This is a genomic window from Roseibium porphyridii, assembly GCF_026191725.2.
GTDB classification, from domain to species: Bacteria; Pseudomonadota; Alphaproteobacteria; order Rhizobiales; family Stappiaceae; genus Roseibium; species Roseibium porphyridii.
In genome coordinates this window covers 3,592,927-3,612,887 of sequence record NZ_CP120863.1, presented here as the reverse complement: position 1 = coordinate 3,612,887, position 19,961 = coordinate 3,592,927, and the positions used below count along the sequence as shown (strand labels likewise).

Sequence of the window (19,961 nt, the reverse complement as noted above, 5' to 3'; positions counted from 1 at the left end):
GTGAAAGCATGTCAGTGGCGTAGATCAAGCTGCGAACCCACGTTTTTCTAAAAGGGCGTCAATTTTGGGTGTCCGGCCTCTGAATGCAACATAGGCATCGGCGGGATCCTGTTTGCCGCCTGAAGAATAGATGAATGACAGAAGCTTCTGCGCAACTTCTGCATCAAAAATATCTCCGGCCTCCTTAAATGCGTCGAATGCATCCGCGTCCATGACTTCCGACCACATGTAGCTGTAGTAGCCTGCCGAATATCCGTCTCCTGAAAAGACGTGTTGGAAATGCGGAATGCGGTGACGCATCGTTATGGCCTTTGGCATGCCGATTTTTGCAAGCTCGTCCGTTTCGAAGGATGAGGTGTCGATTTCTTTTGGATCGTCAATCAGATGGAGTTCAAGGTCCATCAGCGCAGATGCCGTGTATTCAACTGTCGCAAAGCCTTGATTGAAATTTGCGGCTGCCAGCAGTTTGTCGAGAAGGTCCTTCGGCATTGCTTCGCCGGTTTTGTAGTGGACGGCATATTTTGACAAGATTTCGGGCTCGGACAGCCAGTGCTCGTAGAGTTGCGAGGGCAGTTCAACAAAATCCCGGGCGACGCTGGTGCCCGAAATCATAGGGTAGGTGACATCGGACAACAGGCCGTGAAGAGCATGGCCGAACTCGTGGAAAAGTGTCCTGGCATCGTCAAAGGTGAGCAGCGACGCCTCATCTTCTGCACCTTTCGAAAAATTCATGACATTGACAATGATGGGTGTGATGTCGCCGCCGAGCTTTTGTTGCTTGCGAAACGCGCTCATCCAGGCTCCGGATCGTTTCGAGGGTCGCGCAAAATAGTCGCCAAGAAACAGTCCGACGTGCTTGCCGTTGCGATCAAGCACTTCAAATACTCTGACATCAGGATGATAGACCGGTAGTTCCGAAAGCTCCTTGAAAGAAAGCCCGAACAATCGTCCCGCGGTATCGAAGGCTGCCTGGATCATGTTTTCCAGTTGCAGGTAAGGTTTTAGAATGGTTTCGTCGAGATCGTGCTCGGCTTTGCGTACCTTTTCTGTATAAAAACGCCAGTCCCATGCTTCTATTTCATGGTTGTTTCCCGTGCTGCGCGCCATTTCGGCCAGCTTTGCTTCTTCTTCACGCGCTTGCGAAACAGCTGGTTCCCAGACCTTCGTCAGCAATTCTCGGACATTGTCCGGTGTCTTTGCCATCGTGTCATCCAGCTTGAACGCAGCGAAGCTGTCGTAGCCCAGCATCCGCGCCTTTTCAGCCCTCAAGGAGAGAGTTTCCTTGATGATGTCCCGATTGTCGGTCTGACCACCGTTTTCTCCGCGCGACGTCCAACCTTTGAAAGCTTCTTCACGAAGGCGTCTGTTGGTAGAAAACTGCAAAAACGGCTCGATCGAAGAGCGGGAAAGCGTGATAACGTGTTTGCCGGCGAGGCCTCTTTCCTTTGCGGCCTCCGCGGCGGCGTCAAGCAGGAAGTCAGGTAAGCCTGCTCTGTCTTCCTCGCTCTCCAGAACGAGCTGAAAGTCAGATTCGTCCTTAAGAACATTTTGAGAAAATCCGGTTCCCAGCGTCGCCAATCTTTGTGAGATGTCAGCCATGCGCTCTTTACCAGGCTCATTCAGTCCAGCACCGGCCCGTTGGAACATCGTTCGATAGCGTTCCAGAACTCTTGCGTCTTCAGAACTGAGATCAAGTGTTGTCCTCTGATCCCAAAGCGAAGCAATCCGATTGTAAAGCTGAGCATTCAACAGGGTTTCTGAGCTGTGTTTCGCCAGCTTTGGAGCAACGTCTCGCTCGATCGCCTGAATGTCTTTGTTTGTGTGCGCGCCTGTAAGGTTGAAAAAGGTCATTGCGACCCTTGTGAGGTCTTTGCCAGCCTGTTCCAAAGCAACGATTGTATTGTCGAAGGTCGGAGCAGCTTCCTGATCGGCAATTGCTTTGATTTCGATTGTCGCTTGCCCCATTGCGTGATCGAAAGCGTCTTTGAAATGCTCGGGTTTGATGTCACCGAAAGGCGGTAGTTCGAAGGGAGTGTTCCAATCGGCAATCAGCGGGTTCTCGGTCATTGATTTCCTCAAAGGGGCATTGGGTATGGCTTGGTCGAGATATGGCGCAGAATACGCCACCTTCCAAGTTTTAATCAGTGCAATTAGACATCAAGTTTAGTCGCTTCGGTAAAATGGCAATGATGCCAATGAGCACAAATGCGCTCTTATAAGAGATCATCATGGTCTTCCTGAGTCGGGCAACGTACTTGCGCCAATCCTTTGTGTCGTCACAGCACTGTCCAACCAACGCTAAAACAGACAGAAAATGGAAAGGACTGAAAGGTACCGAACAACGTATGTCATTGGAAAAGCGAGATAGTGCTGTTCAGAGCAAGAGAATGAATCAGACATATCCGAGTTGAATTGGAGGCAGAGTGCCTTAAGAACGCAGGGCTGGAATCATGGCAGTAGCGCATTCGCTTTGAATGCATGATTTCAAATGAGTCAGCATGATTCAAGAACACGAGCGATGTGCAATGCAGACAGGCGCTACCACATGCTCCGGGACGCACGCTCAGGCCATTCTGCATCATATTTCGTGCCATCGAACGAGTGCTTGATCTCCTGCATGATCTGGCCCGGAGTAGGCAGCTTTTCTTTGGGAATGCGAATATCAGGGTTCCAAAGGTCCGCACGCATAATTGCCCGTGCACATTGAAAATAGACTGTTTCAATGGTCACAACGATGACTGACCTTGGTTGTTTGTTTTCCTTTTCAAAGGAAGCCAACAGGGTCGCGTCAACTGAAATGGCGGCGCGCCCGTTTACGCGAAGCACATTGTTCCAACCGGGAATCATGAACATCAGCGAGACCCGAGGGTCTCGTATGATATTTCGGAGAGAATCGATGCGATTGTTTCCGCGCCGGTCAGGTAAATGCAGTGTTCTCTCGTCTTCCACCCGAACAACATTTCCCTCATCTCCACGCGGAGAACAATCCAGACCCTCGGGACCACAGGTTGTCAGGGCGCAAAAAGGTGAGACTTCGATGATGTGTCGGTAGGCAGGGCTTAGGTGATCTATTTCTTTGACAAGCGATGCTTCTCCTACGGTTCCGTAGTGCTCGTGAAGCGCGTCCAGAGACGTCAGAAGGGTCATCTTGATGCTGTCCTGATAGGTCGATTCGAAGAATTCAGTGTGCGTTCGGACCTTATCGATTGTGTGGCTTTTCCGTCAAATTCACGTTGCTGACCGAGATCTTGGTTTTGCATCTAAAACTTTGGTCTAACTCCTTGAGTGAATGGTGAGATTGACCATTACGTCAAAGTAATATTGCGGTGCCAAATATTTTCTCAGAAAATCTATGGAATTGCTTTGTAAAAGGGATGTTGCAATGCAATATAAAAGTTCTCTATTTCCCGCATGAAAGTGCGATTACTTCGAAAGTCTAATGACTTAACTGACAGGCACGCGTCGATAGTCGTATTGCTGACCGGTATTGGACTTTTCTACAGTTGCGCCAGCTTGCAGTTTTGGCGCAGTGGATCCGGAATTCCGGACGGGGAACGGGCCAGGATTGCTTGCCGCTGTACAGCTATTCGCAGGCGTATCCGAGGTGGGTGCGCCGTGCCTTTCTGGGAGGAAAGTATGAGCTTTATTCGTAAACCGCTTAACCGCCGTTCTATCCTGCGCGCAGGCGCATTGGGTGGCGCTGCGTTGGCAACCCCGACAATTTTTACCAGCAGAGCCTGGTCTGCCGGCTATCTGAATGAGCCGACCGGTTCGACTGTCACACTTGGTTTCAACGTACCGCAAACAGGCCCCTATGCAGACGAGGGCGCTGATGAATTGCGTGCCTATCAGCTGGCCGTCGAGCATCTGAACGGTGAGGGTGATGGCGGTATGCTGCCCACGTTCTCGTCCAAGGCGCTTAAAGGCAACGGTATCCTGGGCAAGAAAGTGGAATTCGTCACCGGTGACACGCAGACAAAGTCTGATGCTGCCCGCGCGTCGGCGAAGTCGATGATCGAAAAAGACGGCGCCATCATGATTACGGGTGGTTCTTCTTCCGGCGTTGCCGTTGCCGTGCAGGCACTTTGTCAGGAAGCCGGCGTTATCTTCATGGCCGGTCTCACCCACTCAAACGATACAACGGGTAAGGACAAGCGGGCTAACGGCTTCCGGCACTTCTTCAACTCTTATATGTCAGGTGCCGCACTGGCTCCGGTGTTGAAAAATGCCTATGGCGCTGACCGTAAGGCCTATCACCTGACGGCAGACTACAACTGGGGTTACACCACAGAGCAGGCCGTCAAGGAATCGACCGAGGCTCTGGGTTGGGAAACGGTTGAAACCGTCAAGACGCCATTGGCTGCGACCGACTTCTCCGCCTACATCACACCGGTTCTTCAGTCTGATGCTGACGTGCTCGTGTTGAACCACTATGGCGGCAACATGGTGAACTCGCTGACAAACGCGGTTCAGTTCGGCCTGCGCGACAAACTCGTCAACGGAAAGAACTTTGAAATCATTGTTCCGTTGTACTCGCGCCTGATGGCGAAAGGTGCCGGTGCGAACGTTAAAGGCATCTTCGGGTCCACGAACTGGCACTGGTCGCTTCAGGATGAGGGTTCCAAGGCTTTCGTTAAATCCTTCGGCCAGAAGTACGGCTTCCCGCCAAGTCAGGCAGCGCACACAACATACGTGCAGGCAATCCTTTACGCTGATGCATGTGAGCGTGCTGGAACGTTCAATCCTTGCGGCGTTGTCGAAGCCCTGGAAGGCTTTGAGTTTGATGGTCTTGGAAACGGTAAGACTCTCTACCGCGCTGAAGACCACCAGTGCTTCAAGGACGTTCTCGTCGTGAAGGGTAAAGAAAACCCGACTTCCGAGTTCGACCTTCTTGAAATCGTCGAAGTTACCCCGGTCGAGCAGGTCACTTACGCACCTGATCATCCGCAGTTCGCGGGCGGTGCTCTCGGCACTTGTAACCCGGGCGCTTAATACACCAAAAACTGACAGGCAGGGCGGTGCACCGCCCTGCCTGATCCTTTAAACACCGCGCGGTTGGGGGCAGGTCCACACGCGCTTAGGATCCGAGCGAAGAGCGATGGACGCGATACTTCTTCAAATTCTGAACGGGCTCGACAAAGGCTCAGCCTATGCGCTGATTGCGCTGGGGCTGACGCTGATTTTCGGCACCCTTGGCGTGGTCAACTTTGCGCATGGTGCCCTTTTCATGATCGGGGCTTTCTGTGCTGTAACACTCAATCGTCTGCTGAGCCTCTCGTTCACGACTGTCGATCCGGACAGAACCGATTTTCTCGGCAATCCACTGAAAGTGGAAACGCCTTACGTGGAAGCCTGGTTTGGACCCGAGACGGGGGCTGCCATTATTGACTGGTCGGTGCCACTCGCGATCCTCTTCTCAATACCAATCATGGCCCTTGTCGGACTGTTCATGGAACGTGGTCTGATCAAGTATTTCTACAAGCGCCCGCACGCTGACCAGATCCTCGTGACGTTCGGCCTTGCGATTGTTCTCCAGGAAATCATCAAGTATTTTTACGGCGCCAACCCGATCCCGACGCCAGCTCCGGAAGCTTTTTCCGGAAGCTTCGACTTCGGTGTCTTGATTGGCCTCGATCCGAACCTGATCATTTATCCTTACTGGCGGATCGTTTATTTCCTCTTCGCCGCCGGCATCATCAGCGCTGTTTTCGCCTTTCTGCAGTTCACGACGTTCGGAATGGTCGTCAGGGCAGGAATGGCAGACCGTCAGACAGTCGGCCTTCTGGGGATCAACATCGACAAGCGCTTTACCTTCATGTTTGCGCTGGCCGCGGTTGTCGCCGGCCTTGCAGGCGTCATGTACGCTCCAATCAATTCGCCCAACTATCACATGGGCATGGACTTCCTGGTCCTGAGTTTTGTCGTGGTTGTTGTCGGAGGCATGGGGTCGTTGCCAGGCGCTGTCCTGGCCGGGTTCCTCCTCGGCATTCTGGAAAGCTTTGCGTCAATGGCCCAGGTCGTCGCGCTGCTTCCAGGCATCAACCAGATCATCATCTATCTCGTCGCCATCGTAATCCTTCTGACCCGTCCTCGTGGTCTGATGGGGCGCAAAGGCGTCATGGAGAGCTAAGTCATGTTGGGATTGAATAAAAAAGACACCTACATGTTCCTGCTTGTCCTGGCTCTCGTGGTTTTTGCACCTTTCTTGCTGAACCCGTTTCCAGAGAACTCGGAACTGGCCCAGTTTAATGCCGGATATCCTGATCTGATGCAGCGTTTCCTGATCTTTGGGATCTTCGCAATCGGCTTCAATATTCTCTTTGGTTTGACTGGCTATCTCAGCTTTGGCCATGCAGCATTCCTCGGCGTCGGCTCCTATGCCGGTGTCTGGATGATGAAACTGCTCACGATGAACGTCATTCCGGCAATCTTCATGTCTGTTGTTTTTGCCGGACTGTTCTCTTTGCTCGTTGGCTACATCTCGCTCCGGCGTTCGGGGATCTATTTCTCGATCTTGACGCTGGCCTTCGCTCAGATGTCGTTCTCGCTGGCTTATTCCGTGCTGACGCCAATTACGAATGGTGAAACCGGCCTCCAGCTGGCACTGGACGATCCACGGGTCATCGGTGTCAGTCAGGTTGACGGCTCAATCCCGCCTGCGAACTTCTTCGGGATGCCGATGCGGGAAAGCATTGAAATGTCGATGGGCGGGTGGCTCTTCACATTCAACGCTGGGTACTACCTGTGCGCCGTTGTCATGATGATTGCCTTCTATATAGCAATCCGGATCTTCCGTTCACCGTTCGGCATGATGCTGCGCGCCGTGAAGTCTAACCAACAGCGGATGAATTTCACCGGTTTGAACAGCAAGCCGTACACTTTGGCAGCGTTCGTGATTTCAGGCATGTATGCCGGTCTGGCCGGCGGATTGATGGTCGCGATGGATCCACTCGCAGGCGCAGAGCGCATGCAATGGACAGCCTCGGGTGAAGTTGTGCTTATGACGATCCTTGGCGGGGCAGGTACCTTGATCGGACCAGTGCTCGGAGCAGGTTTCATCAAGTATTGTGAAAACATCTTCTCCAAGATCAACGACAACATCCTCTATGACTGGTTTGCAGCGCTGCCGGACGGGTTGGCAGATGTTCTGGTGTTCATCATCCATCCGTTCATTGGTAAGGGCTGGCACCTGACTCTCGGCATCATGTTCATGCTGATCGTGATTTTCCTGCCGGGTGGCATCATGGAAGGCTTGGAGCGTATAGGACGTCTTTTCAAACGGCGGAAGCCGCCCTCACAAGACAAGTCTGCGCCTCAGGCATCCGCGGCCCCTGCAGAATAAGGTGAACTGATATGGAAATCCTACGCGTCGAGGGTGTGAACAAGTCGTTCGGCGGACTGCGGGCCCTCAACAATGTGAACTTCTCCGTAGAAGAAGGGACAGTTCACGCCATTATCGGCCCGAACGGGGCCGGCAAGTCGACCTTTCTGAACTGTATGATCGGACGGCTCGCCCCGGATACCGGAACCGTGATGTTCGGCGACGTTTCTCTTACCGGAATGAAGCCGCATGAAATCAACCAGATCGGCGTTTCGCGTGTTTTTCAGACACCGGAAATTTTCGATGACCTGACATTGCTCGAAAACATCATGATCCCGGCGCTTGCAAAACGCGATGGTGAATTCGCCCTACATGCGTTCGCCCGTGTCGATCAAGACGCGGAGATACATGACAGGGCAATGCACATGCTTGAGGATGTCGGTCTTCAGGACAAGAAGGGAGTGACCGCGAGCTCTTTGTCACGCGGTGACAAACGCCGTCTGGAATTGGCAATGTGCCTTTCTCAAGATCCAAAGCTCCTTTTGCTTGACGAACCAACCGCCGGAATGTCGCGTGCGGATACCAACAACACCATTGATCTTCTCAAACGCATCGGTGATCGCGGCATCACCAAGGTGGTGATCGAGCACGACATGCACGTTGTTTTTTCGCTGGCAGAAAAGGTAACGGTTCTCGCTCAGGGCACTATTATTGCCGAAGGAAAACCTGAAGACATCAAGGGTGATCCACGCGTTCAGGAAGCCTATCTCGGAGGAGCGCATCTGTGACCCTACTTGAAGATCAATTTGCCGGAAAACAAGCGCCAGGGATCAAACCCAAAAAAGCGACAGGCGCTGCACCAGCCTATTTCTCAGCATGGGATTTGCACGCCTACTACGGCGAGAGCTACATCGTGCAGGGTGTCGGGTTCGATGTCCGCGAGGGCGAGATCCTGGCTCTTCTTGGCCGCAACGGCGCGGGAAAAACGTCTACCTTGCGGACAATTGCCCGCATGGACGATCCGCAGCTGACACATGGTGAGGTATGGCTCGATCACAAACCTCTGCACGAAATGAAAAGTTTCGAGGCAGCACGTTGCGGTGTGGGGCTCGTTCCTGAAGACCGGCGCATCATTCCCGGATTGACTGTTCAGGAAAATCTGGAACTTTCTCAGATTGCCGAGCCCAAGGGCTGGTCTATCGAGCGGATTTACGAGCACTTCCCGCGACTTGCCGAGCGGCGGTCGCAGGAGGCCGTAACAATGTCGGGTGGGGAGCAGCAAATGCTTGCTGTGGCCCGTATTCTCGCACGGGACATCAAACTGCTTCTTCTTGATGAACCTTACGAAGGGCTCGCCCCGGTGATTGTTCAAGAAATTGAGCGGATCCTGGAGGGCGTGAAAGAGCTTGGCATGACGACGATCATCGTCGAACAAAACGCAATCGCGGCTCTTCATTTGGCGGATCGTGCCGTCATCCTCGATATGGGTGAAGTGGTGTTTGACGGATCTGCTCAGGAAGTACTCGACAACGCGGAACTGCGTCAGGAATATCTCGCTATTTGATGGCTTCATCATCGAACTGCAAAACCGGCGCTATGCGTCGGTTTTTTTGTATGAACAAACTCAGCTCGTTCTAGCGTATTGCAGCTGACAATGTGAGCAGCCTATAGTTGATTGCAGTTTCCAATCTCTGGTCCCGGGGGCGTGACCTTGCTGAAGTCCGAAATGCCAAGTCTGGCCGGGTTTCTCCTTTTTGCTGCATTTGCGTATCTGGGAGGGTTTTTAAAACCTGACGACATCGGCGTTGGTTCGTCGCTGCTGCTGTTGGCGCTGATCTTTGTCGTTGTCATGTGGTGCGCCTTTTCAGTTGTACGGCATGCGGAATGCCTCGCCACATTGCTTGGCGAGCCTTTTGGTACACTGATACTAACCCTGGCTGTCATCGGCATTGAGGTCGCGCTTATCGTTGCGATCATGTTGTCGGGCGATGCTGCACCGACCATGGCACGAGACACAATGTTTTCAGTCGTGATGATCGTTCTGAATGGATTGATCGGAATTTGTCTTCTTGTCGGCGGATTGCAACACCAAAACCAATCCTACAACCTGGAAGGTGCGAAGGCATTCTTATCGGTTCTCGTGCCACTTGCCATTTTTGCGCTTGTGCTACCGCGCTTCACGCATTCAGCCCCAGGAGGTGAGCTTTCGCCACTCCAGGCGGGTTTTGAAGTGGTCATGTCATTGATGCTGTATGGCGTGTTTCTGGCGATCCAGACCGTCACTCACAGCGATATTTTTCGTCAACCGGACGCAGCCGAAGACGACGACCACGGCCATCATGGCATTGTCGTTCGCTCGATGCCCTTTCATATTGTTGGTCTTCTAGGGGCATTGCTGCCGATAATACTGCTGTCCAAGAAACTGGCGCTTTATGTTGAATTTGGGATTGACGGTCTTGGCGCACCAATTGCGCTGAGTGGATTTATCGTTGCAGCTCTTGTGTTGATGCCGGAAGGGCTCAGTGCATTGCAGGCGGCGAAGGAAAACAAGCTGCAGCGCGCCGTCAATATTTGCCTCGGTTCCGCCGTGGCGACAATCGGGCTGACTGTCCCGGCGGTTCTTTTTGTTGGGTTCTATACCGGGCACACGGTTGAGCTCGGCCTGGAGCCACCAGAGATCGTACTCCTCGCACTGACATTATTCGTCAGTTTGCTGACATTCGGCAGTCGAACCACGAATTATCTACTCGGCGCGGTTCATCTTGCACTCTTTGCAGCTTATGTGATGATGATCTTCGATTTATCCTGAGAAGTTCCCGCTTTTATCTATTGAAAAGATAGTTCTTGGTCCGGGTCGGCGAATATGATTTGTTCCAGCAAGTATTAACAACACTATTGATTGACAAAAGATGCTGCTCCTGAACGAAGACCAGACACGTGATGCGCTTCCATTCCCGGACTTGATAGACGCTCTTGCAGAAATGTTTCGAACCGGGTGCATGATGCCGACGCGACATCATCATGACATGGAGATACCGGGTGAACCAGACGCAACGCTCTTGTTGATGCCTGCCTGGCTGCCAGGCAAATACGCCGGCGTGAAAGTTGCGACAGTTGTACCAGGCAATTCTGAGCGGTCGCTGCCGGCAGTTTCAGCTCAGTACCTGCTCTCCGATGCAGGGACGGGTGAAATGCTGGCCTTGATCGATGGTGGTGAGCTCACAGCGCGGCGAACCGCAGCGGCTTCCGCGTTGGCTGCGCGCTATCTGGCACGTTCAGATGCTCGCCACTTGCTATTGCTTGGGACGGGGCGACTTGTACCGAATTTGATAGCGGCTCACATGGCCATACGCTCGATCGAGGAAGTCACGATTTGGGGGCGCTCAAAGGCGAAAGCGAATGAGCTTGCAACGGAATTGCAGTCTGTTTTTCCCATCACGATCAACTCAGCTGATAGCCTGACGGAAGCGCTTGGACAGGCTGATATTATCAGTGCCGCGACCCTTTCTTCAGAACCTTTGATCAAGGGAAAGGCCCTGAAACCTGGAGCACATGTTGATCTCGTCGGGGCTTTCAAGCCAACAATGCGGGAAAGCGATGATGACCTTATCAAAAGAGCGGAAATTTTTGTCGACACAAGGGACGGATGTCTGACTGAAGGTGGTGATATCGTCCAACCTCTCAAGGCCGGGCTGATATCGCGCGATGACATTCGCGCAGATCTTTATGATCTTTGTCGGACCGATCATCCGGGTCGACAGTCAGACGACGCGATTACGATGTTCAAGTCTGTCGGTGCGGCTCTGGAAGATTTGGCCGGTGCCATGCTTGCATATCGAAATGTCGAACACTGAGTTTGCCCTCAATGCTCTAAAGACGGCTAGCCTAGTTCGAATGTGGTAATTCCGAACATTTGGTCCAGTGGCAGCTCGGGCGCTTTTCCCCGATACATGCGAAAGGTTTCGAATTCGGGAGACAATTCGTATTTCTCTGCAAGCAGAAGTGCCGCTGCATTGGGTTCGGGCGTATCCAGTATCACAAATTGCCCTTTAACCTGACCTGCCAGGGCCCTGAACAAGGTGTCCGCAATCTCTGGAGTGTCGGCGAAAAGGGGACCGATTTTGAAACCTTCATGGCATTGGCGGATCACACCGTAGCCCATCACGATACCGTCTTCGACAAAGGCGAAGCCTTTTCGGGTTTCGCTCATGGGATCTGTCCACCGCTTCAGAAAGTCTTCGCGTTCTGCGGGAAAAAAGCGTTGGTCGTAGTCCCTGATCGACGGGAATATGCCTCGTCCAAGAGGTGCAATGCGCGGATCCATGGGTGTGTCACACGTGGATGTGCCGATTTGCCGGATGTTCCGGTAGATGGACTTGAAGCCGTGCTCTGCGTAACTGGCGGTCTGTTCGTTGACAGCATCAAGACCTATGACGCGCGTTCCCAGATATGACATTGCATGATGCCATATTTGATGGCCGTAGCCTTTTGTCCTGAATTCACGTTTGCAAATATAAAGCCCGATAAAACCATACCCGTTTCCATAACGCACACCTGAGATAACGTTGACGAGCTTGCCATCGATTTCTCCGGCGAAATAGCCAGTTGGATCTGCTGAAAAGAATGCCGGTCCATCCTCCAAACCCGGATTCCATCCTTCCTCCATGGCCATTGAAAGAGGGACGTGGATTTCGTTTTCGGTCAACTGGCGGACTTGGAGCTCGGTGGTCATGGATAATCCGGGTGTCCTGATGTGTGGGTTGTCGAATCTTAGAATGACTCGGTTTGATTGAAAATCTGCGGGTCAACAATTGAAATGGAAAAATGAAAACAGCTTTTGCACCCTAGGCTTGGCTTGCTTCCACGCGGCAAGTGTGCATCACTTTACGCTAGGGCATACTATCGCGGGGCGCTGATCGTATCGGCAAGATCGATCTCCTTGTGAGGTTTGTCACAGTCTGACATCTGCTTGAGCGCTAAAGTATCGTCGAGGTTACAGCGCTGAGGACGTAATGCAAAATCGGAAATCGCATCCAATCGTGCTCCGGTCCGCCGGACCAAAAGCTCCAAAACCACTTGCCAGGCTTCGCAGGGCTGTACGGATCGGATTGATCAGTCTGCCGCTTAGCCTTGCTTTACCCGGCCAATACGCACTTGCGGCACCCACACCGGAAGACGGGCGAAGAGTGGCACTGGTCATCGGTAACCAGGACTATGAGTATGTCGAGCCTTTGGTAAATCCGATCAACGACACGCTGGCAATTTCAAAGGTGCTGCGTGAGGCTGATTTTGATGTCACGATCGGTAAGAACCTTAGCAAGAAAGAGCTTGAGAAAGTCGTTCGGAGGTTTCTTCGTGAACTGAAAGACGGTGATACGGCATTGTTTTATTATTCCGGTCACGCGCTTCAGGTTGGAGAATCCAATTTCATCTTGCCGGTCGATGCGAAATTGACGTCCGAATATGATCTGGAATTTGAAAGTTTGAAGGTTTCGCACCTGCTCGACTACATGAAGGCTGCTTCCAGCCTGCAAATCGTGATGCTGGATGCCTGCCGCGACAATCCGTTTGAAATCGGCAGCTTGTTCTGGGGTGAGGAGGAGTATTCCCTCGGAAAGACCCGTGGGCTCAGACGTATCCCCAATAAGCTCGGCGCATTCATTTCATACGCAACGCGGCCGGGTCAGGTAGCTTTTGACGGCGAGGGGCCCATGAGCCCTTTCACCACGTCTGTGGTTGGCCATGCTCTCAATCCTGCGCTAGAGATCAAGGATCTCATGACCAAGGTGCGCGATGAGGTTGTCAAAAAAACAGGCGGCCAGCAGATCCCTTATGAGGACTCTACGCTCGTCACAAATTTTTACTTTGTTCCGCCAAAGCCGGAACCGATTGTGACAGCCCATCACCGGGTAACGGTTTCCGCCGGTGAGGAAGCAGTGCCGCTCAGAATACCTGAACCTGTGCAACCCGAAGGTGGCAGTCTACAGGCGACTTTGACGCTTTCTCCTGAAAAAGGTGAGTTGCGTTTGCCGGGTGGAGCTGTCGTTTCTGAAGGCGACATCATTGGCGCATCTGAATTGGCCAGTCTGGAATTTGTGCCTGCGCAGTCCGGTACGGGAGACGTCGAGCTGATCGGATATGAGGTCAAGGACCAGTGGGGTGGCACGGCCAACGCAATCGCCTCAATCACGGTTGCCCAGGCAGCAGAGCCTGTTGACGACAACAAGGACCAGGAAGACCGCGCCAAGCGCCTCCAGGACTTGTTGGCCTGGCTGACGGATCAGGCCACCTCCGGTGCCGTTGATGCGGATATCGGAGTTGGACCGGTTCCCGTTTATCCGGAAGCGCCAGCAGACGGCCTGCCGGCAACCAGCGACTGGCTGAAGGTTGTTTCCGTTGATCCGGATCTACAGCTTTCATCAGAAGGAAGGCTTCTTCAAAGTGGCGACCGGTTTCCGGTATCGGCTCTGCCGACGCTGACTGTGCGTCCCCAGATCGGCAGTGAGACCGAGGCCGGAAAGTTCTCGCTCGAATTGCCTGCGGCCGCCGGTCAGTCAGCGACACTCACACAGATTGTCCAGCCGCGTGTCACACAGTGTGATCAGTTGGCGACACAGCCTTTCGATCTCCAGGCCGTTACCGAGGGCCGGTTGGCCAACGACCTGGATCCGGAGGCCGTGGACAAGGCTTGTGCCGCTGCCATGGCTGCCTATCCCGAATTTGGCAGGTTTGTTTTCCAGCGAGGGCGCGGCGCATTTGCCGCCGGAGATCTGGAACAGGCGAGCGCTTATTTTGAGCAGGCCTACCAAATGGGTCATGTCCGAGCAGGTCAGGTTCTGGGACGCATGTATTATCTCGGTGCCGGTATCGATCGGAACCGTGAAAAGGCGGTTGAGCTTTACCGCAAGGCTGCCGAACGTGGTGATGCCTATGCGCTTCATTCTCTCGGCATGGCTGAGATCAGAGGGGAAGGCACTGCCCAAAATGAAGAAGCGGGTCTGGAAAAGCTTCTGCAATCCGTAGAGGCCGGACACACATTTTCTTACAATGCGATCGGCGGATTTTATCTTCGCGGCCAACACGTTGGCGAGAATGTCGATAGGGCTGTCTACTATTACAACAGATCTGCATCTCGCGATGACATCTACGGCTTCCTGAACATGGGGACCCTTTACCGAGAAGGAAAAGGTGTTCCGCAGGACTTTGAAGCCTCTCTCGGTTGGTTCATGAAAGCGCATGACGGTGGTCATCCGGCAGCGGGAACTGCGATTGGACTGCTGTATTTCAACGGCCAAGGCGTGGAAAAAAGTCCCGAAGAGGCAACCAAATGGTTCCGGGAAAGCGCACAACGCGGTGATGCCTGGGGTGCGTTCAACACGGCATTCATGCTCGGCAAGCAGTCCGGTGAGGGTGCTGCACGTGATCGCATCAGGATGCTTGCAATGGCCGTCGCTGTCGATCCCTCTTCGCAAGCAGCCGACAAGGCCACCGGATCGCTGAAAGATGCGGACAAGAGGTTGAAAGCCAAAGTGTTGCAGCAAGCATTGACGGATTTGGGTTTTGCGCCCGGGCCCGTGGATGGTCAGCCTGGCAGGAAAACCCGCGAGGCGCTGGCAGCCTTCTTTGAGGCGAGTGGCCGTGAACCGGTTCAGGGTGACGAGGCCGTCATTTCATTGGTTAAACATCAGTGGGAACAGAGCCGTCCACGTTACGATCTGTTCTAAATTTTCGATTTTCCCAAGTCTATTTGGGAAGGTTTTTGGGTTGATCGACGTTTTTGAGTTGGAGCATTCGGTCAGTTTTTACCGGAGTAATATTTCCGGGGGCTAAGGAGAAAGACGATGAATTCACTACTGCGTTTAATACCTCTGGCTGGGATGGCCGCACTTCTGGTCGCGGGCTGCCAGACGCAGCAGAACCCGAATCCAAACCCGGTTGCACAGCCAGCCGCGGCGAATGCCTCCACCACAACAAGATCGACAACCCGTCCGGTTGTTGACCCGATCAATGACCCGTCACTTCGCGACAGTTCGAACGACAGCGGCGGCGGCGGCGGTGGCAATGACAGCGGCGGCGGCGGTGGCAATGACAGTCCTGGCGGCGGCGGCGGCGGCTCCTGGGGCTAACGCAGTCCTTTTGCGAGTATGACATGAGATCAGCGATCCGACATTTGGGCCGGTTGGGGTTCCAACATATGGCCGCATCTATGCTGTGTCTGTTTGCATTCGCTGCAACAGCCACCGCAGGTGAATGGCGGGCGCTGGTAATCGGTATTGATGCCTATCGTCACGTTTCACCGCTCAAGGGAGCGGTGAACGACGCAAGGGATATTGCCGAGACTCTGACCGCAGCCGGCGTTCAAGATCTGACAACGCTTTTTGATGACGACGCGTCGCGCGCCGCCATTCTAACGTCTTGGCAGGAACTGGTTGCCCGTTCAGGACCCGATGATGTGCTGGTCTTGTCTTATGCAGGTCATGGAGCGCAAGAGGCGGAGTGGCTCGAAGGTTCTGAAGAAGACGGCCTGGACGAGGTTTTTTTGCTCGCAGGGTTTGATGTGTCGGCACCTGGCAACGGAGAACGCCTGAGGGACGACGACATCGCGGCCATGTTGCGTGCGGCCGGACAGCGCAGAGTCATGGTTATTGCCGATAGCTGCCATTCCGGAACAATGACCCGCTCGATTGACCCGCGTGTCACACGGCTGGGAACAAGGCTCATCGGCTTACCGCCATTTGAGAATGACGTCTTGCGCTCCGCACCTGTTCATCCAGTGCTGGTCGAGACCAATTCTGAAGATCTTCAGGAACTGCCCAATGTCATCTATGTTGGGGCGACTGTCGACGGTCAGGTTATTCCCGAATTGATGATTGGTGGCGAACCGCGAGGAGCTTTGAGCTGGGCTTTTGCGCGCGGTGTTGAAGGACGTGCCGATCTCGACCGGGATGGTGGCATCTCAATGGCCGAGCTGAGCCGGTTCTTGCAGGAGACGGTTCGTGTTGCAACCGAAGGCAGGCAATCCCCAAGCCTCAGTGTTGGCGGTGACAGCCGCGCAGCCGTCCTGCCGCGCGTGGAAGACACTTTTCTGGAAGGTCGCGTCTACGAGCTGACACTTTCTGCCAGTGCCGATGCCGCACGTCCGATCCTTGAAAACCTGGCAACGCTTCATTCTGGAAGACTGAAGATTGCAGGCAGTGAAAATGCAGATCTTTTCTGGGACGTTGAAGAGGGAGACGTTCTGACCAAGTTTGGCGACGTTGTTCTTCGCGGTCAGGCACAAAATGCAGATCGATTTGCAAATGTGGTCACAAAATGGGTGCTGCTTTCCGATCTTTATGCGCTTTCTAGGGACGTGCAGCCCATTGAAGGAAAATTGCAGCCTTCCGTTGGTCATATCCCGGAAGGAGCTGCCTTCAAGGTTGGTTTGACGTCCGACGAAGGTGGTTACATGACGGTGTTCGCATTGGAAGCTGACGGGACCATGCGGTTGCTGGCGCCGGACAAGAGAGCAGACCCCTTGGGTAAGGATTCGCTGCTTGATGCAGACAAACCCTATGGCCTCAACTTGCGCGCAGCTTTGCCATTTGGCGCGGATCACATCATTTTGGTGCGGTCGAACAAACCGATGGTGCAGCTTGTTGGCGTTCTGTCTGCGCTTGACGGAAAAGCGCTCAGTCCTGAGCTCCTGCCAAGTCTACTGAAACTGATCAGGACCGCTGCGAGCGGTATCGGGATCGCCGGGGTCTACACTCAGCCAGCTGGATAGATGCGCATCATCTGCACGGTGTTTGCTTGATTTGGCGCGAAAAACTCCTTTGTGTGACCATAGCCACACTCAAATTGCCACACTCTGATATAACTTGTTTCACAAGAACGGCTTTGGCACCTTGTCGCCGACTGCCGAACAGCACTTAACTTGGGAGACCGAGATGACGTATTCATTCAAAAATATTCCTTTGGGACGATGTATGAAGGCTGCCGCTATCGGATCCGTGTTTTCTGTCGGGCTGGTCGCTTCCGTGAGCACTGCCTTTGCTGATCCTGTTGCGCTTGTTCTGGACAAGTCGGAAGGCATTGGTGTTTCCGCATTTGAAGAACTGATGCCGGGTGACGTGATTGATCTTGGCAAGTCTGGCCATATCGATTTGCTCAGCTACGGTGCCTGTCAGGAAGTGCGCTTGATGGCTGGCGTCGTGAATGTTTCTTCAGACGGCTACACTCTTGATGGCGGCGAAGAAAAGCTGCTCAGAGCAGGCAATTGTCTCCAGGCTGAAAGTGGCTCAGGTGATGAGAAGGCCGACAAGGGATTGACGGTAACCCTTCGGGGTCTGACCCTTGAGAACAAGAAAGCGGCGTCCCTGATGCTGCGTTTCGACAACAAGCTGCGTGAAGAATACGACAAGGTTTTCGTTTCCTTCGGCGGTGGTGCTCCCAAGCGGTTTGACGTGCTCGATAACATTCTGACCGAAATGCCGGATCGTGTCGAAGAAGACGAATCCGTCGAAGTCGAACTGTTTCTACAAGGCAAAGCGCCGGACTACGGCGTTGTCATGCGAAAGATCACCATTGATCCCGTTCAGGTTGGACGAGAAACTGCGGTAGTCATCGTGAAATGACCTTTGCGGGCCGGATTGCAGACGCAGCATTCGGCCGGAAACAGCTCATCGTGCTCATTGCATGTGTTGCGATGGCCATCGGTGTTATCGCCGGCCTGTCTGCGAAAAAGGCTATTTGGGAAGGTTGGTTCACTGACCGGCTTTTTCAGATCAGAGCCATTATGGGTGGTGCGCAACCTTCTGCATCAGCACCAGTTGCCGTGATCGGATTGGATCAGACGGCGCTCGATTCAGACCGACTTTCACCCTATCCGCGGGTCTTGATGACACCGGTTTTGGCTGAAACCGGTCAGGCGATACTTGATTCTGGTGCTGTCGCGCTCGGTTTTGATTTTGTTTTCGCCTACAGCGCGGATTCCTTTGTTTATCCCGAGACTGGAGAAGAAAGCCTGCGCGGCTTCGATCTTCCGTTTCAGCGCTTTCTTTTTGCCAATCGCGGCAGGGTTTTTATCGCGCATACCGAGGTCGGTGTGCCGCACAGACGGTTCACTGCCGCAGCTGGCAGTGGTGGTGTCCGCTCCGTTATCATTTCTACCGACAGCGATGGCGTTGTGCGCAGTCACACGCCTCAGCTGCCGCTCGCACAGTCGCCATACTTGATTGATGCCTTGTTGGGGGCGGCAAGGTCTTCAATGTCGGAAACCTACACGGCAATTCCCGATGCCCGACTGTCCTCCTCAATACCCTATCTTTCCATGATCGATGTGTTGACCATGATGGAAAGCGAGGAGGGGCGCGAAAAACTTAAGGAGTTTGCCCGAGGACGGATCATCCTGATCGGTAGTTTGATCCCGTTCGAAGACGAGCATCTATATTCGGACCGTTTCTTGCCGGTTGCCGCGGCCGATCAGGTTGAAACTGGGCAGAGCGGACGGCCCAGAGTACAGGCGCAAACGGCAGGTGTTTTCATCCTGGCCGACCTTGTGGGGGCGGCCCTAACTGGCCGTGTCGCGCTTGAACCGCCAACTGGTCTGCTATGGGGCCTTGCCATCGCATTTGCGATCGCCGGAGCATTTGCCGGTCTCATGTTACCCCTGATGACTTTGCCATTGGTCGCAATTGGAGGGATCGCAGCTGCGCTGGGGATCAGCCTGGCGGGGTTGGAGTTTGGTTTTCTGATCGCACCGGGCGTAGCACCTGTTGCCTGCATCGTGGCGATGGTTGTCGCGGCATCTGGCAAGGTTGCGGTATTACAACGCAAACAGAGATCTTTGGTCAGACTTTTCAGCCACTATCTGGCGCCTGATGTGATCCGGCAGATGGCGCATTCGGAGCAACTTCCGGAATTGGGTGGGGATACGAGAACGGTTGTTGTCGCCTTTATCGACATTGCGGGCTTCACCAAGATGTCCGACAGTCTTGCCGACGGAGAAGTGGTCAAGATGGTCAATACCTGTTTTGACGAGATCGGACGTGTGATAACGGCGCATCACGGCTACATCGACAAATATATCGGTGACGCAATCATGGCAGTCTGGAACGCGCCCAACACGGTTGCCAACCCGGAACAGGCTGCTGTCGACGCATCGCGAGAGATTGTCGGCCTGCTTGATGACCTGCGCCGGAAAACTGGCCAATCCATTCTCGATCTGCGGGTGGCATTGAACGCTGGTCCTGTTCTGGTCGGTGATATCGGTGGGGAGTTCCGCCGGTCCTTCACTGTCATGGGAACGACGGTCAATACGGCCAGCCGAATAGAATCTGTCGCCAAGGACAAGAAGGTTCGTTTGGCTTTTAGCCAATCCGTCGCTCAAAACCTGGCCAGCACATACCCGGTCAAGGAGATCTGGTCAGGCCAGCTGCGAGGCCTGAGCAAGGACATTTCTGTGTTCACTCTGGACATCGCTGAAATGTACATGGAAGACGATTTTTCGACGAAAGACAAATCCAAGCAACAACAGCCGAAGTTGCTTAAGTTCCCGCGTTGACGACTATTTTCAGCCTTTGCATCCTAACTTGCGATCCGGCATGATCAAACTGTTCAGACTTGGTGGTTCCAATGGAACCATGAGGGAGCAAGGAAG

Annotated in this window: 15 protein-coding genes; 12 read left to right on the top strand and 3 right to left on the bottom strand. The window is 53.6% G+C overall.

All coding sequences use genetic code 11. The annotated features are described in order from the left end of the window. Positions 1-24: 24 nt before the first annotated feature. Complete coding sequence (locus tag K1718_RS16780; RefSeq protein ID WP_265681482.1) at positions 25-2,067, bottom strand: M3 family metallopeptidase; 2,043 nt, start codon at positions 2,065-2,067, stop codon at positions 25-27. A gap of 471 nt (positions 2,068-2,538) precedes the next feature. After that, positions 2,539-3,147, bottom strand: a complete 609-nt coding sequence (locus tag K1718_RS16775; RefSeq protein ID WP_265681483.1) for a pyridoxamine 5'-phosphate oxidase family protein — start codon at positions 3,145-3,147, stop codon at positions 2,539-2,541. A 489-nt stretch (positions 3,148-3,636) separates the two neighbouring features. Between K1718_RS16775 and K1718_RS16770 the strand changes: the two genes are divergently transcribed. The 7 genes from K1718_RS16770 to lhpI all read left to right on the top strand — a co-directional run bounded on the left by K1718_RS16770 (position 3,637) and on the right by lhpI (position 11,175). After that, entirely contained in the window at positions 3,637-4,992 is a 1,356-nt protein-coding gene (locus K1718_RS16770) for a substrate-binding protein (RefSeq protein WP_152502043.1), read from the top strand. 106 nt (positions 4,993-5,098) lie between these two features. Beyond that, on the top strand, positions 5,099-6,130 hold the full coding sequence (locus tag K1718_RS16765; RefSeq protein ID WP_152502042.1) for a branched-chain amino acid ABC transporter permease: 1,032 nt from the start codon (positions 5,099-5,101) through the stop codon (positions 6,128-6,130). A 3-nt stretch (positions 6,131-6,133) separates the two neighbouring features. Beyond that, positions 6,134-7,342, top strand: coding sequence for a branched-chain amino acid ABC transporter permease (locus tag K1718_RS16760; RefSeq protein WP_265681484.1), 1,209 nt, complete (start codon positions 6,134-6,136; stop codon positions 7,340-7,342). A gap of 11 nt (positions 7,343-7,353) precedes the next feature. Beyond that, positions 7,354-8,109 carry an ABC transporter ATP-binding protein gene (locus K1718_RS16755; protein WP_152502040.1) on the top strand — a complete coding sequence of 252 codons (756 nt, stop codon included), beginning with the start codon at positions 7,354-7,356 and terminating at the stop codon, positions 8,107-8,109. Continuing rightward, complete coding sequence (locus K1718_RS16750) at positions 8,106-8,885, top strand: ABC transporter ATP-binding protein (protein WP_152502039.1); 780 nt, start codon at positions 8,106-8,108, stop codon at positions 8,883-8,885. The genes K1718_RS16755 and K1718_RS16750 overlap by 4 nt, the downstream gene beginning before the upstream one ends. Before the next feature lie 162 nt (positions 8,886-9,047). Further along, positions 9,048-10,130: a calcium:cation antiporter gene (locus K1718_RS16745; protein ID WP_265681485.1), complete on the top strand. Its 1,083-nt coding sequence runs from the start codon at positions 9,048-9,050 to the stop codon at positions 10,128-10,130. Positions 10,131-10,230: 100 nt separating this feature from the next. Beyond that, positions 10,231-11,175 (top strand): bifunctional Delta(1)-pyrroline-2-carboxylate/Delta(1)-piperideine-2-carboxylate reductase, encoded by a 945-nt coding sequence (gene lhpI / locus K1718_RS16740; RefSeq protein WP_265681486.1) that lies wholly within the window; start codon positions 10,231-10,233, stop codon positions 11,173-11,175. Between the two features lie 26 nt (positions 11,176-11,201). Here the strand turns inward: lhpI and K1718_RS16735 are convergent, their stop codons facing one another. Next, entirely contained in the window at positions 11,202-12,053 is an 852-nt protein-coding gene (locus K1718_RS16735; protein WP_265681487.1) for a GNAT family N-acetyltransferase, read from the bottom strand. 280 nt (positions 12,054-12,333) lie between these two features. Here K1718_RS16735 and K1718_RS16730 point away from each other — a divergent pair, with 280 nt between their 5' ends. The 5 genes from K1718_RS16730 (at position 12,334) to K1718_RS16710 (ending at position 19,865) form a co-directional block, all read left to right on the top strand. Next, positions 12,334-15,045 (top strand): caspase family protein, encoded by a 2,712-nt coding sequence (locus tag K1718_RS16730; protein ID WP_265681488.1) that lies wholly within the window; start codon positions 12,334-12,336, stop codon positions 15,043-15,045. A gap of 117 nt (positions 15,046-15,162) precedes the next feature. Then, positions 15,163-15,447 (top strand): hypothetical protein, encoded by a 285-nt coding sequence (locus K1718_RS16725; protein ID WP_152502035.1) that lies wholly within the window; start codon positions 15,163-15,165, stop codon positions 15,445-15,447. A 68-nt stretch (positions 15,448-15,515) separates the two neighbouring features. Continuing rightward, positions 15,516-17,087 carry a caspase family protein gene (locus K1718_RS16720; RefSeq protein ID WP_265681489.1) on the top strand — a complete coding sequence of 524 codons (1,572 nt, stop codon included), beginning with the start codon at positions 15,516-15,518 and terminating at the stop codon, positions 17,085-17,087. Positions 17,088-17,289: 202 nt separating this feature from the next. Beyond that, positions 17,290-17,937: a hypothetical protein gene (locus K1718_RS16715; protein ID WP_265681490.1), complete on the top strand. Its 648-nt coding sequence runs from the start codon at positions 17,290-17,292 to the stop codon at positions 17,935-17,937. Continuing rightward, positions 17,934-19,865 carry an adenylate/guanylate cyclase domain-containing protein gene (locus K1718_RS16710; RefSeq protein WP_265681491.1) on the top strand — a complete coding sequence of 644 codons (1,932 nt, stop codon included), beginning with the start codon at positions 17,934-17,936 and terminating at the stop codon, positions 19,863-19,865. Before K1718_RS16715 ends, K1718_RS16710 begins: the two co-directional genes overlap by 4 nt. Positions 19,866-19,961: the final 96 nt, after the last annotated feature.